This window comes from Streptomyces sp. NPDC003016, from assembly GCF_053591455.1.
Genome location: NZ_JBSFTV010000009.1, coordinates 81,149 through 97,568 on the forward strand (window position 1 = coordinate 81,149; position 16,420 = coordinate 97,568).

12 protein-coding genes are annotated in these 16,420 nt (G+C 74.1%); 7 read left to right on the forward strand and 5 right to left on the reverse strand.

Features of this window, described 5'->3' with window-relative positions:
• Positions 1-170: 170 nt before the first annotated feature.
• Entirely contained in the window at positions 171-1,724 is a 1,554-nt protein-coding gene (locus tag ACWDZ4_RS10070; RefSeq protein WP_451507932.1) for a leucyl aminopeptidase, read from the reverse strand.
• 339 nt (positions 1,725-2,063) lie between these two features.
• Between ACWDZ4_RS10070 and ACWDZ4_RS10075 the strand changes: the two genes are divergently transcribed.
• The 5 genes from ACWDZ4_RS10075 to ACWDZ4_RS10095 are packed head-to-tail and all read left to right on the forward strand — an operon-like array spanning position 2,064 to position 8,757.
• Positions 2,064-4,082 carry a hypothetical protein gene (locus ACWDZ4_RS10075; protein ID WP_451507933.1) on the forward strand — a complete coding sequence of 673 codons (2,019 nt, stop codon included), beginning with the start codon at positions 2,064-2,066 and terminating at the stop codon, positions 4,080-4,082.
• Between the two features lie 56 nt (positions 4,083-4,138).
• Positions 4,139-5,680 carry a GT4 family glycosyltransferase PelF gene (gene pelF / locus ACWDZ4_RS10080; protein WP_451507934.1) on the forward strand — a complete coding sequence of 514 codons (1,542 nt, stop codon included), beginning with the start codon at positions 4,139-4,141 and terminating at the stop codon, positions 5,678-5,680.
• On the forward strand, positions 5,680-7,311 hold the full coding sequence (locus tag ACWDZ4_RS10085) for a hypothetical protein (RefSeq protein WP_451507935.1): 1,632 nt from the start codon (positions 5,680-5,682) through the stop codon (positions 7,309-7,311). The genes pelF and ACWDZ4_RS10085 overlap by 1 nt, the downstream gene beginning before the upstream one ends.
• Positions 7,312-7,321: 10 nt before the next feature.
• On the forward strand, positions 7,322-7,957 hold the full coding sequence (locus tag ACWDZ4_RS10090; RefSeq protein ID WP_451507936.1) for a spherulation-specific family 4 protein: 636 nt from the start codon (positions 7,322-7,324) through the stop codon (positions 7,955-7,957).
• Positions 7,954-8,757, forward strand: a complete 804-nt coding sequence (locus tag ACWDZ4_RS10095) for an endo alpha-1,4 polygalactosaminidase (protein WP_451507937.1) — start codon at positions 7,954-7,956, stop codon at positions 8,755-8,757. The genes ACWDZ4_RS10090 and ACWDZ4_RS10095 overlap by 4 nt, the downstream gene beginning before the upstream one ends.
• Positions 8,758-8,766: 9 nt before the next feature.
• Here ACWDZ4_RS10095 and ACWDZ4_RS10100 read toward each other — a convergent pair whose 3' ends face one another.
• Together ACWDZ4_RS10100 and ACWDZ4_RS10105 are read right to left on the reverse strand one after the other, a co-directional pair.
• Complete coding sequence (locus tag ACWDZ4_RS10100; protein WP_451507938.1) at positions 8,767-11,403, reverse strand: hypothetical protein; 2,637 nt, start codon at positions 11,401-11,403, stop codon at positions 8,767-8,769.
• Between the two features lie 90 nt (positions 11,404-11,493).
• Positions 11,494-12,276: an adenosylcobinamide-GDP ribazoletransferase gene (locus tag ACWDZ4_RS10105; RefSeq protein WP_451507939.1), complete on the reverse strand. Its 783-nt coding sequence runs from the start codon at positions 12,274-12,276 to the stop codon at positions 11,494-11,496.
• A gap of 78 nt (positions 12,277-12,354) precedes the next feature.
• Here ACWDZ4_RS10105 and ACWDZ4_RS10110 point away from each other — a divergent pair, with 78 nt between their 5' ends.
• The gene (locus tag ACWDZ4_RS10110; protein ID WP_451507940.1) at positions 12,355-13,113 is read left to right on the forward strand and encodes a hypothetical protein; all 759 of its coding nucleotides are present in this window, start codon (positions 12,355-12,357) and stop codon (positions 13,111-13,113) included.
• A 341-nt stretch (positions 13,114-13,454) separates the two neighbouring features.
• On the opposite strand, the gene cobT is transcribed toward ACWDZ4_RS10110, so the two are convergent.
• Positions 13,455-14,588: a nicotinate-nucleotide--dimethylbenzimidazole phosphoribosyltransferase gene (gene cobT / locus ACWDZ4_RS10115; RefSeq protein ID WP_451507941.1), complete on the reverse strand. Its 1,134-nt coding sequence runs from the start codon at positions 14,586-14,588 to the stop codon at positions 13,455-13,457.
• 221 nt (positions 14,589-14,809) lie between these two features.
• A complete protein-coding gene (locus ACWDZ4_RS10120) occupies positions 14,810-16,009 on the reverse strand; it encodes a bifunctional adenosylcobinamide kinase/adenosylcobinamide-phosphate guanylyltransferase (RefSeq protein WP_451507942.1) in 1,200 nt (399 codons plus the stop codon).
• A 109-nt stretch (positions 16,010-16,118) separates the two neighbouring features.
• Between ACWDZ4_RS10120 and ACWDZ4_RS10125 the strand changes: the two genes are divergently transcribed.
• A complete protein-coding gene (locus tag ACWDZ4_RS10125; protein WP_093803583.1) occupies positions 16,119-16,328 on the forward strand; it encodes a hypothetical protein in 210 nt (69 codons plus the stop codon).
• Positions 16,329-16,420 lie beyond the last annotated feature (92 nt).

Genomic DNA, 16,420 nt, shown 5'->3' on the forward strand with positions numbered 1-16,420 from the left:
CGGCGGGACGCGGGGCCGGAGTGCGAGACGGTCGTGGACCGCTCGCCGGGTGTTACGGGGGCGTACAGAGGTGCGGATTTCGTCGAAGGCGAAACCGGCCGTACGCGTCCGTCGTGGGGGCGGCCCCGGACGCCTGCCCGGGGCCGTACCCACGACGGTTCCGCGGGGGATCAGCCGAGGTCGCCCGCGGCGGTGCGCTCGGCGAGCGCCACCAGGGTGCGGATCGCGGAGCCGGTGCCGCCCTTGGGGGTGTAGCCGAACGGGCCGCCCTCGTTGAAGGCGGGACCCGCGATGTCCAGGTGCGCCCAGGCGATGTCCTCGCCGACGAACTCCTGGAGGAACAGGCCGGCGACCAGGCCGCCGCCCATCCGCTCGCCCATGTTGGCGATGTCGGCGGTGGCGGACTCCATGCCCTTGCGCAGCTCCGCCGGCATCGGCATCGGCCAGGACTGCTCGCCGGCCTCCTCCGCGATCTCGTGGATCGCGGTACGGAACGACTCGTCGTTGCCCATGATCGCGAACGTGCGGTTGCCGAGCGCCAGCACCATTGCGCCGGTCAGCGTCGCCACGTCGACGATCGCGTCCGGCCGCTCCTCGGAGGCGCGGGTCAGCGCGTCGCCCAGGACGAGACGGCCCTCGGCGTCGGTGTTGAGCACCTCGACGGTCTTGCCGCTGTACATGCGCAGCACGTCGCCGGGGCGGACGGCGCTGCCGGACGGCATGTTCTCGGCGAGCGCCAGCCAGCCGGTGACGTTGACCTTCAGGCCGAGGCGGGCGGCCGTGACGACGGCGGCGAACACGGCGGCGGCGCCGGCCATGTCGCACTTCATCGTCTCGTTGTGGCCGGCCGGCTTGAGCGAGATGCCGCCCGAGTCGTAGGTGATGCCCTTGCCGACGTACGCCAGGGTCTTCTCCGCCTTGGGGTGCGTGTAGGCGAGCTTCACCAGGCGCGGACCGTGCTCCGAGCCCTGGCCGACGCCGAGGATGCCGCCGAAGCCGCCCTTGACGAGCGACTTCTCGTCGAACACCTGCACCTTGAGACCGTGCTCCTTGCCCGCGGTGGCGGCCACGGCGGCGAAGGACTCGGGGTACAGGTCGTTCGGCGGGGTGTTGACCAGGTCGCGGGCGCGGTTGATCTCCTCGGTCAGCGCGAGGGCGCGCTCCACGGCGGCCTTGAACGCCTTGTCGCGCGGCTTGCCGCCGAGCACGGTGATCTCGGCGAGCGGCTGCTTCGCGCCGTCGCCCCCGGACTTCTCGCCCTTCCCGGACTTCTCGCCACCCTGGTACGCGGTGAAGGCGTACGCACCGAGCAGCGCGCCCTCGGCGACGGCGGCGGCGTCCTCGACGGCCTCGACGGGCAGCGCGAAGCCTGCCTTCTTGGAGCCGCTGAGCGCGCGGGCGGCGACACCGGCCGCACGGCGCAGCGCCTCGGCGCTGTACGCGTCGTCCTTCTCCGGGGGCGCGCCGAGGCCCACGGCCAGCACGACCGGGGACTTGAGGCCCGACGGCGCGGGCAGCTTGGTCACCTCGCCCTCGCCGCCCGTGGCGCCGAGGGTCTCCAGGACGGAGGCGAGCTTTCCGTCGAACGCCTTGTCCACGGCCTCGGCGCCCGGTGCGACGACCAGGGTTCCCGACGTGGATCCGGTGCCCTTCGCCACACCGACGACGATGGCGTCGGCGCGCAGCGCCGCCGCGCCGGAAGTGCTGAGAGTGAGAGCAGTCACGGTGGTGAAATCTCGCTTCCGTTGAGTTGTTCGGCCGATGGGGTGGGGCCGGCCGTGCCCGGCGCATCCGCCGTGATCCCGGTGGCCCGGCGGCCCGGCCGGATGAGCGCCGGTGATGAGCCTACGCGCGCTTGCCCGGTTCGATCACAGCAGCGAGCAGTTCACTCGTCAGAGGTGTCCTCTTTGCGTTTACGGCGCCGGGAGTGAGGGCTGCGTCACACTCGGTGCCATCCAGCAAGTGGCCATGGCCGTGCTTTGCATGATTTCCACAGGTCGCCCGTGGTTTCTCCGCTGGAAGATCTTCGAAGGGGAGGGTGCGCGGTGGCGTACAGGACGCGTATGGGCACAGCCGGAGCGGCTCTGCTGGCGGCGGGGCTGCTGGCGGTGGGGGCTCCGCCGACGGGTGCGGGGGCGGCCGTCGCGCCGCGTATCGACCTGCGGGTGCTGGTCGTCGACGACGGCGGCGACGCCGTGGAGGCGGTCGAGTCGGAGCTGCGCGGCACCGGTGTCCCGTACACCGTGGTGCGGCTCGGCGAGCCCGGCCGGCCGGTGATCGACGCGGGTTTCCTCGCCGACACGGTGGACGGGCGGCCGCGCGCCAGGTACCAGGGCGTCGTCCTGCCGAACGCGGACCCGTTCGGCGCCGGCTCCGCCGAGTCGGCCGCCCTCGCCGCGTACGAGAAGACCTTCGGCGTCCGGCAGGTCGACGCGTACACCTGGGCCCACCCGGATGTCGGGCTCGACCACACGGGTGACGGCGGGTACGCCGGGACGCTCGACGGCGTGGACGCGGCCGTGACGCCGGCGGGGAGGGCCGGTCCCTTCGGCTACCTCGACGGCGCCGTCGAGTTCGAGGACAACGCGCCGTCCGTCGGCGAGAGCTACGGGTACGCGGGCCGGCCCCGCGAGGGCTACACCAGCTACCTGGACATGCCGGTCCCCGGCGACGCCGGGGGACGGGCCAGCCTCCTCGGCGAGTACGTCCACGACGGGCGCCGCGAGCTGGTCGTCACCTTCGCGTACAACCAGCACCAGCGGCAGTTCCGGCTGCTCGCCCGCGGCATCGTCGAATGGCTCACCCAGGGCGTCCACCTCGGGCAGAGCCGCAACTACTTCTCCGTGCACGTCGACGACGTCTTCGCGCCCGACAGCCGCTGGCACACCGAACTCAACTGCACGCCCGGCGACTTCGACTGCGGGGACGGGGAGGGGGAGGGCACCGTGCCGGTCCGGATGACGGCGCAGGACGCCCAGTACGCCGCCCAATGGCAGCAGAGCGCCGGCTTCACGCTCGACATGGTCTACAACGCGGGCGCCGGCGAGGCGTGGAAGGCGGCGAACGGCGGCAGCGACCCGCTCACCGCGCAGCTGCTGGCCGACCGGGCGCGGTACCGCTGGGTGAACCACACGTACACCCACCCCTTCCTGGGCTGCGTCCAGGACACCTCGACCGTGCCGTGGCAGTGCGCGAAGGACGCGGCGGGCAACACGCGCTGGATGAGCCGCGCCGAGATCTCCGCCCAGATCAGGAACAACCACGACTGGGCGGTGCGCAAGGGCATCGCCCTCGACAGGACCGAACTGGTCACCGGTGAGCACTCGGGGCTGAAGGCGCTCCCGCAGCAGCCGGTGGACAACCCCGGCCTGGCGGGCGCGCTCGCCGACAACGGCGTGCAGTGGATCGCCAGCGACAACTCGCGCGAGCCGCGCCAGCGGGCCCTCGGCTCCGCGCTCACCGTGCCGCGCCACCCCATGAACGTGTACTACAACGTCGGCACCGCCGCCGAGATGACCGACGAGTACAACTGGGTCTACACCAGCAAGGCCGACGGGGGCAGCGGCGCGTGCGAGACCAGCCCCGGCTCGACCTGCCTCGACGAACCGCTCGACGCGGCCACCGGTTACGCGAGGCACATCGTGCCGCAGGAGGCGCGCACCGCGCTCGGCCACGTCATCGCCAACGACCCGCGACCGCACTACGTCCACCAGTCCAACCTGGCCGAGGAGCGGATCCTCTACCCTGTCCTGGACAAGGTCCTGGGCGACTACCGTTCCCTCTTCGCCGACAACACGCCGGTCGTCAACCCGCGCCACCGGGACGCCGGTTCCGAGCTCGCCCGCCGCGCCGCCTGGGACAAGGCGCTCGCCGACGGCAAGGTCACGGCGTACCGCGTCGGCACGACCGTCACCGTCCAGTCACCCTCGGGGACCGCCGCGCCCGTCACCGTGCCCGAGGGAACCCGCAGGCAACTGCTCGCGGGAACAACCGCGTTCGGGACGGCGTACGCCGGACAGCGCTCGGCCTGGGCCTCGCCCGAACCGCTCCAGCGGACGGTCACGCTGCGGCTTCCGGCCTGACCGCGGCGGCACCTGACCACAGCAGCACCTGGCCACTCGTCACGGGGGACACGAACATGAGCCGCGGGCTCCACGTCAGCATGCTCACCGAAGGCACCTACCCGCACGTCCAGGGCGGCGTCAGCACCTGGTGCGACCAGCTCGTCCGCGGAATGCCCGACATCGGTTTCCACGTCGTCTCGCTCACCGGCACCGGCCGCGAGCCCGTGACCTGGGAGCTGCCGGGCAACGTCCACCACCACACGACGGTCCCGCTGTGGGGAGCGGAGACGGCAGGGGGCAAGGGGCCGCGGCGCGGCCCGCGCCCCTTCGCCGGCCGGGAGCGCCGCCGTTTCCTCGCCACGTACGAACGCTTCCTGCTGGCCGTACTCGACCCGGAGGCCGGCTGCGACTTCGGCCACGAGCTGTACGCCCTGGCCGCCCTCGCCCGGCAGGGGCGGCTCACCACCGCCCTGCGCACCGAGGCGGCCCTGCGGACCCTGACCGGGATCTGGACCATGCGGCACCTGCCGACGGCCCGCGCCGACCCCACCCTCCACGACGCGCTCACCGGCACCGACCTGCTGGAACACCTGCTGCGCCCACTGGCCGCCCGCATACCCGCGGGCAGCGTCGCGCACGCCGTCAGCAGCGGGCTCGCCACCCTGCCCGCGCTCGCCGCCAAGCACTTCGACGGGGCCCCCTTCCTCCTCACCGAGCACGGCATCTACCTGCGTGAGCGCTACCTCGGCTACCGCACGGCCGCCCAGCGCTGGCCGGTCAAGGCCCTGCTGCTCGGCTTCTACCGGGCGCTCAACTCGCTCGGCTACCGGGAGGCCGACCTGATCACGCCCTGCAACCAGTACAACCGCCGCTGGGAGGAGCGGGGCGGCGCCCCCGCCGACCGCATCCGCACCGTCTACAACGGCGTCGACCCCCACCTCTTCCCGCACGCCGGTCCCGAACCGGAGGTCCCCACCCTCACCTGGGCCGGCCGCATCGACCCGATCAAGGACCTGGAGACGCTCCTACGGGCCTACGCGCTGGCCCGCGCCCGCCTGCCCGAGCTGCGGCTGCGACTCTTCGGCGGAGTGCCGGACGGCGGCGAGGAGTACCGGACGAAACTGGAGAAACTCGCGGCCGAGCTCGGCGTCAGTGACGGCATCACCTTCGAGGGGCGCATCTCCGACGTGGCGCGCGCCTACGGGGCGGGGCACGTCGTGATGCTCTCCAGCATCAGCGAAGGCTTTCCCTTCAGCATCCTCGAAGCGATGTCGTGCGGGCGCACGACGGTGTCGACGGACGTCGGCGGCGTACGGGAAGCCGTCGGTGACACGGGGATCGTGGTGCCCCCGCGCGAACCCGGGGCGATGGCGCGGGCGGTGCTCGGCCTCATGGCGGACGACGCCCGGCGGACCGGGCTGGGGCGGCTCGCGCGCCGCCGGGTGATCGACCTGTTCACGCTGCGGCGCTCGGTCGAGGGCTTCCGCGAGATCTACCACGAACTGGCCGGCGTGACGCAGGCGCGAGGGCCGCTCGCCGCCGGGCCCGTGGCCGACTGGACGACCGAACTCAGGGACCCCTGGTGGGGCGGCCTGACGACGCACGGGGCGGCCTGATGAGCGGGCCCCTGTGGACGGACCCCGCCGTACGGCGCGACACGCTGCCGCGCGTACCGCGCCCGCGCCCGCGCTGGGCGGCCGACCCCTTCGACGAACTCGCCGACCGGCTGCGCGGGCCGGCGGGGGCCGCCGTACATCCCGACGAGATCGCCGCGATCCTCGAGTCCGACGGCATGACGGACGATCACATCCGGCTGACGTACGGCCGTGAGGACTCCTTCGCGCTGGCCGAGGACCTGTTCGCGCGGGTGCCCCGCGCCTACCCCGAACCGGACGCGCCGTCCGGCGGCTCCTGGCGCACGGGCCTCGTCGGCTGCCTGCTGCGCGGGCTGGTGTTCGCGCTGCCGGGGCTCGCGTACGTCCTGGGGGCGCCGTTCCTGGCCGGTGCGGCGGGGGACGGGCGCGGCCTGCCCGCCGGGACGGACGTCCTCCTGGCCGGCGCGCTCACCGGCTGGGCGTGGAACCAGGCGCTGGCCCACCGCGCGTACGCCTGGCTCGGGCTCGGCGACCGGCCGGCCGCCGCCCGCGCCCTGCTCACCGGCGCCCCGGCGGGCGCCCTGCTGGGCACGGCGGCCGCCGTCGCCGCGGCGGGGCCCGGGGAGGGCTGGGCGGCCGGGTTCGCCACCGCCCAGGCGCTGTACCAGGGCGCGGCGACGGCGCTGCTGGTGCTGGGCCGCGAGCGCCTGCTGCTGTACGCCCTGGCCCCGATGGCGCTGGGCGCCCTGCTGACTCTGGTGCACGAGGTCCCGGGCGCGGGGAGGGCGGCGCTGCTGCTGGGGCCGGGGGCGGCGGTCCTGGCCCTGGCGGCCCGCGTGGTACTGCGGGCCCGCAGGTCCTCCGCTCCCCGCCCCGCCCGTTCCCGCCGCGACGTCCTGCGGCTCGGCCGCGTGGCACCCCCGAACCGCCGGGGCACTTCCGCCCCTTCGGCGTCCGGGGAGCGGGGTCCGGGGCAGAGCCCCCGTTCGGGAAGGGGCCGGGCGGGGAAAAGCTCCGCCGGACAAGTCCCGGACGGCTCCCCGGCCTCCGGCGCGGTCTCCGGGCCGTCGCTGTGGCGGTCCGTGCCGTACGGGATCTTCGGACTCGCGACCGGCGTGCTCGTGCTGCACGCCGTGCTCCAGAACCTGCTCGCCGGAGGCGTCTCCGGGATCGTCGCCGCCCCCGGCGCCGTCGCGCTCACGCTCAGCATGGGGCCCGCCGAGTGGCTCCTGTACCGGTTCCGGCGCCGGTGCGACGCCGGGCTGCGGGCAAGCACCACGCCCCGCGCCTTCCGGCGCGCCGCCACCGTCACCCTCGCCCAGTGCCTCGGCGGTTACCTCGCCGTGCTGCTCGCCCTCCTCGCCGCGACGACCCTGCTGTGGCTCGGCGCGCCCGTACCCGACGCGTCCCGCGCGAGTGGCCTGCTGCTCACCGGTGCCATGCTGTGGACGGGGCTGCTGCTCCAGTCGTCCGGCGCGCAGACCGTCGCCGCGACCGTCTGCGGCGCGGCCGCGCTCCTCCAGACGGCGGCGCTCTTCGCGGACCCCGCCGTCACCGGCGCCGCCGCGCTCGCCGTCCCCGTCGTCGCGTCCGCCGCCCTGACCGCCCTGGTCTGCGGACGGCTCGGTCGCGCGACGGCCCACCGCCATTGAGGATGTCCACGTGAAGAACCTGCTCGTGCCCTTCTACGAGCACCCCGCCGAACGCCCGGACGCCTGGGACACCCTGATCCGCGCCGCCCCCCGCCTGTACGGCGTCGTACTCAACCCCGACAGCGGCTCCGGCGCCGCGCCCGACCCGGCCTTCGCCGCCGTGTCGTCGCGGCTGCGCGCGGCGGGCGTACGCGTCTTCGGGTACGCCGACACGGACTACGCCCGGCGCCCGCACGCCGCGGTGGTCCAGGACCTGCTGCGCCACCGCGACTGGTACGGCGCGGACGGCGCCTTCCTGGACCAGGTGGCGTCGGAGCCGGACGCGCTGCCCCACTACCGGCGTCTCGCGGTCGCCGCGCGGGCGGCCGGCGCGGCCGCCCTCGTGCTCAACCACGGCGTCCACCCCGACCCCGGCTACCTCGAACTCGCCGACGTCCTCGTCACGTTCGAGGGCACCTGGGACACGTACCGGAGCGCCCCGGACGCCCCGCCCTGGACGGCGGCGCACGCGCCCGGCCGGTTCTGCCACCTCGTGTACGCCGCGCCGCCCGCCGCCGCGTTCACCGCCGGGACCGGCTGCGCCGTACCGGGCGAAGGACCGCACCCGTGGGGGACCCTGCCGCACGCCCTGGAGGCGGCCCGGTGAGGTCCAGAAGCGCGCTGCTCCTCCTGCTTGTGCTGCTGCTCCTCGCCGGCTGCGCGGACGGCGACGCCCCCGCACCGGACGACCGCGGGCCGAAGTCCGCGCGCTGGCAGCCGGAGCCCGGTCTCACCTGGCAGTGGCAGCTCAGCGGCACGCTCGACCCGGCCGTCGACGCGGCGGTGTACGACATCGACGGCTTCGACCACCCCGCCTCCGCCGTCGCCGACCTGCACCGCCGGGGCCGCAAGGTCATCTGCTACCTCTCGACCGGCGCGTGGGAGGACTTCAGGCCGGACGCCGGTGAGTTCCCCAGGTCCGTACGGGGCCGGGGCAACGGCTGGAAGGGCGAGCGCTGGCTCGACATCCGCCGTACCGACGTCCTGGAGCCCCTGATGGCCCGCCGCATGGACCTGTGCCGGGAGAAGGGCTTCGACGCGGTCGAGCCCGACAACATGGACGGCTACCGCAACCGCACCGGCTTCCCCCTGACCGCCGCCGACCAGCTGCGCTACAACCGCCTGATCGCCCGCCTCGCCCACGACCGGGGCCTCGCCGTCGGCCTCAAGAACGACCTCGACCAGATCCCGGAACTGGTGGACGACTTCGACTTCGCGGTCAACGAGCAGTGCGCCCAGTACGAGGAGTGCGCGAAGCTCACGCCGTTCATCACGGCCGGCAAGGCGGTCTTCCACGTGGAGTACGAGCTGGCGACGCGCGACTTCTGCCCCGGGGCGCGCGAGCTGCGGCTCAGCTCGATGCTGAAGAAGTACGACCTGGGGGTGTGGCGCGAGCCCTGCGCGTGACCGCGCCGCCTACTCGTCCTGCGGACAGCCGTACGCCCTGCCGCCCTGCCGCCACTCCTTCCCCGCGTCGATGTTCTTCCCGGAGTCCCCGCACATCAGCACCGGCGCCGAGCCGTCCTTCCCGTGGTGCAGGACGGTCAGCAGCTTGTTGAGCGGGCGCTGCAGCGAGCCCGCAGCGAACCGCAGACGGCCGCTGGCCCCCTCCAGGTCGAACGAACCGCTGTTGACGATCTGCTGGACGTTGGGGCGCGTCAGCTCCACGCCCGCCGCGTTCGCCTGACTCGTGGCCTGGGCGAGCACCTGCACCGCGTCGTGGGCGAGCGCGGCGTGCCCGTCGTTCAGCCACAGGTCGGATTCCGTGAATTCCTCGGTGTACGCGTCGTTGAACGCCTTCGCCGTCGCGCTGCGGTCCGGATGGCCGGCGGGCAGCATATGGGCCGTGTGGTAGAGGTGCAGCCACGACTTCCCCACGAATCCGCCGGAGAGCGCCGCATTGGTGAGCTCGTTTCCGCCCATCACTGTGAGGTCCTTGTTGGCGCACTTGCTCAGGCTCTGGTACGTCTCCAGGAAATTGTCGAATTCCCTCACCCGCGAGGTCCAGTAGACCAGCGTCTTCTTCTTTCCCGCGACCCTGCTGCACACCGCCTCCGCCACCTCGGACATGCTGAACTTCATGTCGAGGTCGGGCTCGTTCGGTACGACGACTCCGCTGTTCCCGCCGGGTATGTAGCCGATGCGGCTCTCCGTGGAGCGGAAGTCCTTGGCGAACTCCTTGCCCAGCTCGTCGCTGTACACATCGGTCGGGTCGGTCACTACGGCGACGCTTTCCGCGGGCGCGCAGGAATCCTCTCCCGTACGTACCGTGTTGGCCCTCCTCGCGAACTCCGCCACGACCCGCGCCTCCCGCTTGTTGTTGGGCGCGGCGCCGTGGTAATAACGCCCGACCTCCATGGCTTTCGCCGTGGCCGTGGAGCTCACGATGGGAATCCGGGCCGAATTCAGCACGCGCAGCGCCTCGACCGTCTCCGTCCGGCTCTCGGTGAATCCGGTGACGCCGATGAGGTGCTGGTCCTTCTCCGCCTCGCGGACGATCTCCGCCGCCACCTTGCGGGCGTTCTTGAACTGCACCCCGGCGTCGTACGTCTTGATCCGCACCCAGATCCCGTTGTCGTTGGCGGGCGCCAGCCGGTGCAGCGCCTGCTGGGCCAGGGCCAGCCCGCGCAGTTCGGGGATGGCCGCGCCGGACCGCCGCTCGGCCGCGTTCGGCGCCATCGAGGCGCGCACATGGGCGATGGTCACGGTCCGCTCCGGCTCGCCCTCGGTCCGCGCGACCCTGTTCTGCTCCGCGATCATCCGGAGGGCGCCGGCGTACTGGGCGGGGAGCGCGGGCCCGGCCGCCCTGGACTGCCGCACGTAGTCCGTTCCGGTGAGGCACTGCGTGTAGGTGCGGGTGAAGGGGCTGTCGAAGTACGGGAGGAAGGCGAGCTGTCCGGTGAGCCAGAGCGTGACGGCGAGCGCCCCCGCTTCGAGGGCCAGTTCCCTGCCGGGCCGCAGCCGCACCCACGGCGTCCACACCGGCGCCACCGTGACGCCGCGGCTGCCCGGTTCCGGGCGGGCGAGCCGCACGTCGTAGGGCGTGGGGACCGTCCCCTTCGCGGGGTCGAGCCGGCGCGCGGCCTCCTCCAGCGTGCCGCCGCCCGGCGCCGCGTCGTGCGTGTCCGGCAGCGCGGCCACCACCACCGTGGCGGCGTTGGGACTCGGCCGCTGCTGGGCGCCGTACAGCCGGATGAAGCCCGCCACGGCCGCGCTGCCCCCGACCCCGCCGGCTCCGGTCCGCGCGCCGTTGAGCAGCAGCGCGTGGCGCGGGCGGCGGCGTCTGCGGCCGGGGTGGAGCAGGCCCTGGCGGGCGTGGCCGTACAGGTCGGTCATCAGGGCGGCGAGGAGCAGCCCGTCCCACCGGTCGACGTCCTGGGGGTCGCTGCCGTCCCGGGCGGCCGCCTCCCAGATCCGGAGGAACTCGTCGAGCGCGGCGGCGTACGTGCGCTGGCCGTGGTAGTGCTCCGGCCACAGCAGGCGGTAGCGCCTGCGCCGCGTCAGACGCCACTCCCAGCGGCGTTCCCAGAGCTTGAGGCGGAGGCGCTCCATCACCGACCAGACGGAGCGGAGCGGTACGGTGAAGATCCCCGCAGTGATCGCCGGGCCGGGCTCGCCCTGGGCCGGCGGTACGGCGCTCACGCGTCCCCGGTGCCGGGCGAACACCCGGTCCGCCAGCTGTGCGTCGGTCCCCGCCCGGTGGTCGGCGACGCACTGGAGCAGGTCGTACGCGGGCAGCCGCACTCTGCCGGCCTCGTCGGGAGCGTTCTTCTTCAGCTCCTCGGCGATCCTGGCGATCAGCTCGGTCCTGGAGCCGCCGCGCCAGTCGACATGGGCGTACGGCGTGCACGGTACGGTGCCCCGCGCCCTCGACGAGCGCTGGAGGCCCAGCTCCAGGGCCTCCAGGGCCTGCTGGGCCTCCTCCGCGCCGGTGCGCAGCACGATGGGAGGGTGCCTGGGGCCGCGCTTCGACAGCCGCGACCGGCTGCGCACCGCCTTGCGGTAGGCCTCAGTGAATTCGGCGCTGTGGTCCCAGCCAGGAAACTCGGGCATCTTCTGTCTCCCCCGACAGCCGTGGGGAAAGAGCGTGCACCTTGCGGCGACGGCCCGTCAACTGCCTTGTGCATCCGAGGTGTTCCTCTGTCACTCCAGCACCAGGACCATCAGCGCGGCCGTCGCCGCGGTCTCCGCGACGCCGCCGAAGACGTCGCCCGTGACCCCGCCGAAGCGGCGCACGCAGTGGCGCAGCAGCAGGTGCGCGGCGGCGAGCGCGAGCAGGACGGCGACCGCGTGGTGCAGGGCGGCGTACGGCCCGAGGAGCGCGCCCGCGGCACCCGCGCAGGCGGCGGACACCAGGAGCGCGGCGGCCGTCGCGGTACGTACCGAAACCGTCCCCGCGACCGCCGCGCCCAGCCCTTCGGGGCGGGCCGGCGGGACGCCCGTGCGGGAGGCGAGGGTCAGGGCGAGGCGGCCGGCGACGGCCGATACGGCGGCCCCGGCCGCGCCGTGCGCCCACCCGGCGGCGTACAGCTCGAAGAGTGCCGCGACCTGGGCCAGCAGCACGAACAGCAGCGTGATGACACCGAAGGGGCCGATGTCCGACTGCTTCATGACGCGCAGCGCCCCGTCGGCGGGCCTGCCGCTGCCCAGGCCGTCGGCGGTGTCGGCGAGACCGTCGAGGTGCAGGCCCCGGGTGAGGACGGCGGGCACGGCCGTACTCGCCACGGCGGCGAGCAGCGGCCCCGAGCCGAGCAGCAGGAGCACGCCGCCGGCCGCCGCGGCGCACAGGCCCACGACGAGCCCCGCGAGGGGAGCGCACAGCATCCCGGCGCGGGCCGCGTCGCGGTCCCACCGGGTCACGCGTACGGGAAGCACGGTGAGCGTGCCGAAGGCGAAACGTATGCCGTCGCTGAGGAGGGAGGTCACGGCGTGCACGCTAGTCGCCGGGGGAGGCCGGTAAGTTACGCATAAGGCGCAAAATCACCCAGAGGGGGGCCGAGTGGCATGGGTCACTGGTGGTACCGGAACATCCTCGAACCGGGAAAGCTCCCGCTGCTGCTGGCCCTGCTCTCCTTCGTCCTCACGTTCGCGGTCACCCGCACCGTCACCCGGATGATCCGGGCGGGCCGCGGCCCCTTCCGGAACGTCTCACCCGGCGGTCTGCACATCCACCACGTGGTCCCCGGCGTGATCCTGATGACGATCGGCGGCTTCGGGGCGGTGGCCACCGGCGCGCACGGCGTCAGTTCGGCGATCTGCGCGGTGATCTTCGGAGTGGGCGCGGGGCTGGTCCTCGACGAGTTCGCGCTCGTCCTCCATCTCGACGACGTGTACTGGAGCGAACAGGGCCGGCGGAGCGTGGAGGTCGTGGTCGTGACCGCCGCCGTGGTGGGACTGGTCCTCAGCGGATCCGTGCCCTTCGGGGTGGACGGACTGTCGCCGGACGAGCGGGAGAGCCGCACCACACTCATCCTGAACGTGCTCTTCAACTTCTCCCTGGCGCTGATCGCGCTCAGCAAGGGCAAGGTCCTCACCGCGCTCTTCGGCACGGTCGTGCCCGTCGTCGCGCTCGTCGGCGCGATCCGGCTGGCCAAACCCGGCTCCCCGTGGGCCAGGCGCCTCTACCGCCGGCGCCCCAGGGCCCGCGCCGGAGCGGCGCTGCGCCTGTGGCGCCACGACCGCCGCTGGGCGGGGCTCGGCCGGAAGATCCAGGACCTCATCGGCGGGACCCCGGACCGGACGCCCACGCGCGACGAGAAGTGAGCGAGCGCGCACAGGACCGGCGCCACGGTGATCGCCGCCGGATGTTCCTTGCCCGCGAGGTTGCTCCTGACGCTGTCAGCAGGCAGGGGGTGAAGCAGTCCTCGATGTTGTGGCGCGCGGGTCCTGGCCGAGGGAGACCCGGACGGCGCTCAGAAAGGTGATGAAAGGGACGACGCGCGATACCGGACGGCGAATGCCGCGCTCCGGTGCGACCGGGGGGTGCGCCGGTCCTTTCCTTCGGCGGCCAAGCGGACTTCCGCCATGAAACGCGATGATATCGGGCACCGCGGTGCGGGGTGGGCGGCATGTGCGGCCGACGGCCGCACATGCCGCCCACCCGGTCAGCCCGTCGCGCCGCCGGCCTCGCCGACCGCCACGCCGGTCGTCGCCTCGTCGTCCGTGGCCCTGTCGTCCGGCACCTCGTCGTCCGGCGTCCGCTCGGGCAGCTCCGCCGCGAGAGCGGCAGCGGCCTGTACGAGGGGAAGCGCGAGCAGCGCCCCGGTTCCCTCCCCCACGGTGACGCCATGATCGAGCAGCGGATTGAGCGCCATCCGGTCCAGCGCCTTCGCCTGGCCCGGCTCACCGCTCACCTGGCCCGCGAGCCACCAGTCCGGCGCCCGGAAAGCGGCGCGCTGGCCGACCAGGGCACAGGCCGCGGACACCACGCCGTCGAGGATCACCGGTGTACGCCGCACGGCGCACTGGAGCAGGAAACCGGTCGCCGCGGCGAGGTCGGCGCCGCCCACGGTCGCCAGCAGCTCCAGCTGGTCGCCGAGAACCGGCCGTGCCCGGCGCAGCGCGTCCCGGACGGCCGCGCACTTGCGCATCCACGCCAGGTCGTCGATGTGGACGCCGCCGCGCCCGGTGACCACGGAGGCGTCCGTGCCGCACAGGGCGGCGATCAGAGTGGCGGCCGCGGTCGTGCCGCCGACGCTCAGATCGCCGAGTACGACCAGATCGGTCCCGGAGTCGGCCTCCTCGTCGGCGATCGCCATGCCCAGGCGTACGGCCTGCTCGGCCTCCTCCACGGTGAGCGCGTCCTCGACGTCGATGCGCCCGCTGCCGCGCCGCACCCGGTGGCGTACGACGTCTTCGGGGAGCAGCTCCGGATCGCAGTCGAGTCCGGCGTCGACGATCCGCACCGACGCGCCCATGCGGCGGGCCAGTACGGCGACGGGGCTCCCGCCGTCCAGCACGGCGCGCACGAGCCGGTGGGCGCTCCCGGCGGGACGGGCCGACACGCCCAGTTGCGCCACGCCGTGGTCGCCGGCGAAGAGGACCACGCGGGCCCGCTCCACGGGCCTGACCCGTACGGACGACTGCGCGGCCGACAGCCACTCACCCAGCTCGTCGAGCCGGCCGAGGGCGCCGGGCGGCACGGTCAGCCGCTCCCGGCGCTCTTCGGCGTCGCGCCGCACGCCACCGTCCGGGCGCTCGATCAGGTCGGAAAAGTCGTCGAGGTTAAGCGAGCTCATTCGCCGAACAGTACCGGCACCTTCGCTGACGACCCGTCAGCGGTTCGGGTGCCCCGCGGGGCCGCCCGTGTCCCCGGGCGCCGGACCGGCCCGACGCGGCTGAGCCGGATGCGCCACCGGGCAACTCCAGCCCCTTCGGCACTTGAGGAGCGGGGCCGGGGCGGGACCGGAGCGGGACCGGAGCCCGGAAGGCGCCACCCCGCAAGGCTCCGCCCAGCCGCTCACCCGCGCACCACCACCACCTGCCCCGCCACCACCAGCAGGACCTGCTCGCACTCCCCGGCGAACGCCGCGTTCAGCCGACCCAGTTCGTCCCGGAACCGGCGCCCGCTCACCGTGGCCGGCACCACGCCCGATCCCACCTCGTTGCTCACCGCCACCACCGTCCGCCGCGTGGCCCGCACCGCCCCCACCAGCTCCACCACCCGCTCCCGCAGCGCCCGCTGCCCGTCCGCCGCCCACTTCGCGTCGTCCCACGCCCCGACCCGGTCCATCGCGTCGGTCAGCCACAGCGCCAGGCAGTCGATCAGCAGCGGCGGCCCGTCCGCCGCCAGCAGCGGCGTCAGCTCGCACGTCTCCTCCGTACGCCACGCCCCCGGCCTGCGCTCCCGGTGCAGCCCCACGCGCTCCGCCCACTCCCCGTCCCCCTCCCGGGTGCCGCTCGTGGCGACGTACACCACCTCGGGAAAGGTCTCCAGGCGTCGCTCGGCCTCCACCGACTTGCCCGACCGCGCCCCGCCCAGCACCAGCGTCCGGCGCGGCACGTCCGGCACCGCGTGGTACTCGCCGACGACCACGGTCGTCCCGTCCGGCACGGCCCGCGCACCCGCCGCCGCGAGCCGCCGCTCCAGCTCGGGACCCGGCGGCACGTCGTGGTCGAGGTGGACGGCGACGACGTCCGTGGCCGCGCCGACGGCTCCGGCCGCCCGCAGCCGTGCCAGCGCGTCCGGCCGGCCCGTGACGTCGGCGACGACCATGTCGTACGTACGGCCGCCCGCTCCCACCCCGGCGGGAGCGCCGCCCGGCGGCAGGTACAGCAGCACCTCGCCGTCCGGCGAGGTCACCTCGTACCCCGTGCCGGGCGCGTCCATCGGGACGGCCCGCACCCGGTGCCCGCTGATCAGCGTCAGTTCCTGCCCGTCCGGCACCCGCCCGGCCGCCGGCAGCCCGGCCGGCAGCTCCACCGGCGGCCCGTCGTGCGGATGCGTCAGCAGCACCTGCCGTACGCCGGTGAGCGAGTGCCCGGCGCGGGCGGCGGCCAGCGCCGCCCCCGGCGTCAGGTCGAGCAGCAGCGCGTCGTCCACGAGCAGCGCGGTCGCCGCCCGCGCCAGGCCGCCGCGGGCGGTGGCGCACGAGGCGCAGGGGCAGTGGGGGCGGGGCAGGCCGGCCGGGGCCCCGGTGCCGAGGAGAGTCAGTTCCACGAGGACGATCCTCCCGCGTCCTCGCCGGTGACGCGCGCCCGGATACCCCGGCTACTCTGCGGGGCAGGCTGTGCTGGACAAAAGCACGGGCGGGACCCGGGAGGCGAACATGGCGTGGACGTGGCGGTTCGAGAAGGCCGACGGTACGGAGGTCCAGCCGGCGGTGGTGCCGGAGGAGTTCACCACGCAGGGCGACGCGGAGTCGTGGATCGGCGAGGTCTGGAAGGACCTGGTCGAGGGCGGCGCCGACCAGGTGGTGCTCTTCGACGACGGCACGAAGATCTACGGCCCGATGAGTCTGCACGCCGAAGAGGCCTGACGGCCTGACGGCCCGGCGGCGTGCGGACGTGACGGTCCGGCCACGTGTCACCGGCCGCCGGGCGGGCTCGCACCGAGCCCGCCCGGCGGCCG

Coding starts and splice junctions, on each gene's coding strand:
- ACWDZ4_RS10075 (WP_451507933.1), top strand. CDS start 2,064: ATGGGCACAGCCGGAGCGGCTCTGCTGGCGGCGGGGCTGCTGGCGGTG.
- pelF (WP_451507934.1), top strand. CDS start 4,139: ATGAGCCGCGGGCTCCACGTCAGCATGCTCACCGAAGGCACCTACCCG.
- ACWDZ4_RS10085 (WP_451507935.1), top strand. CDS start 5,680: ATGAGCGGGCCCCTGTGGACGGACCCCGCCGTACGGCGCGACACGCTG.
- ACWDZ4_RS10100 (WP_451507938.1), bottom strand. CDS start 11,403: ATGCCCGAGTTTCCTGGCTGGGACCACAGCGCCGAATTCACTGAGGCC.
- ACWDZ4_RS10110 (WP_451507940.1), top strand. CDS start 12,355: ATGGGTCACTGGTGGTACCGGAACATCCTCGAACCGGGAAAGCTCCCG.
- cobT (WP_451507941.1), bottom strand. CDS start 14,588: ATGAGCTCGCTTAACCTCGACGACTTTTCCGACCTGATCGAGCGCCCG.
- ACWDZ4_RS10125 (WP_093803583.1), top strand. CDS start 16,119: ATGGCGTGGACGTGGCGGTTCGAGAAGGCCGACGGTACGGAGGTCCAG.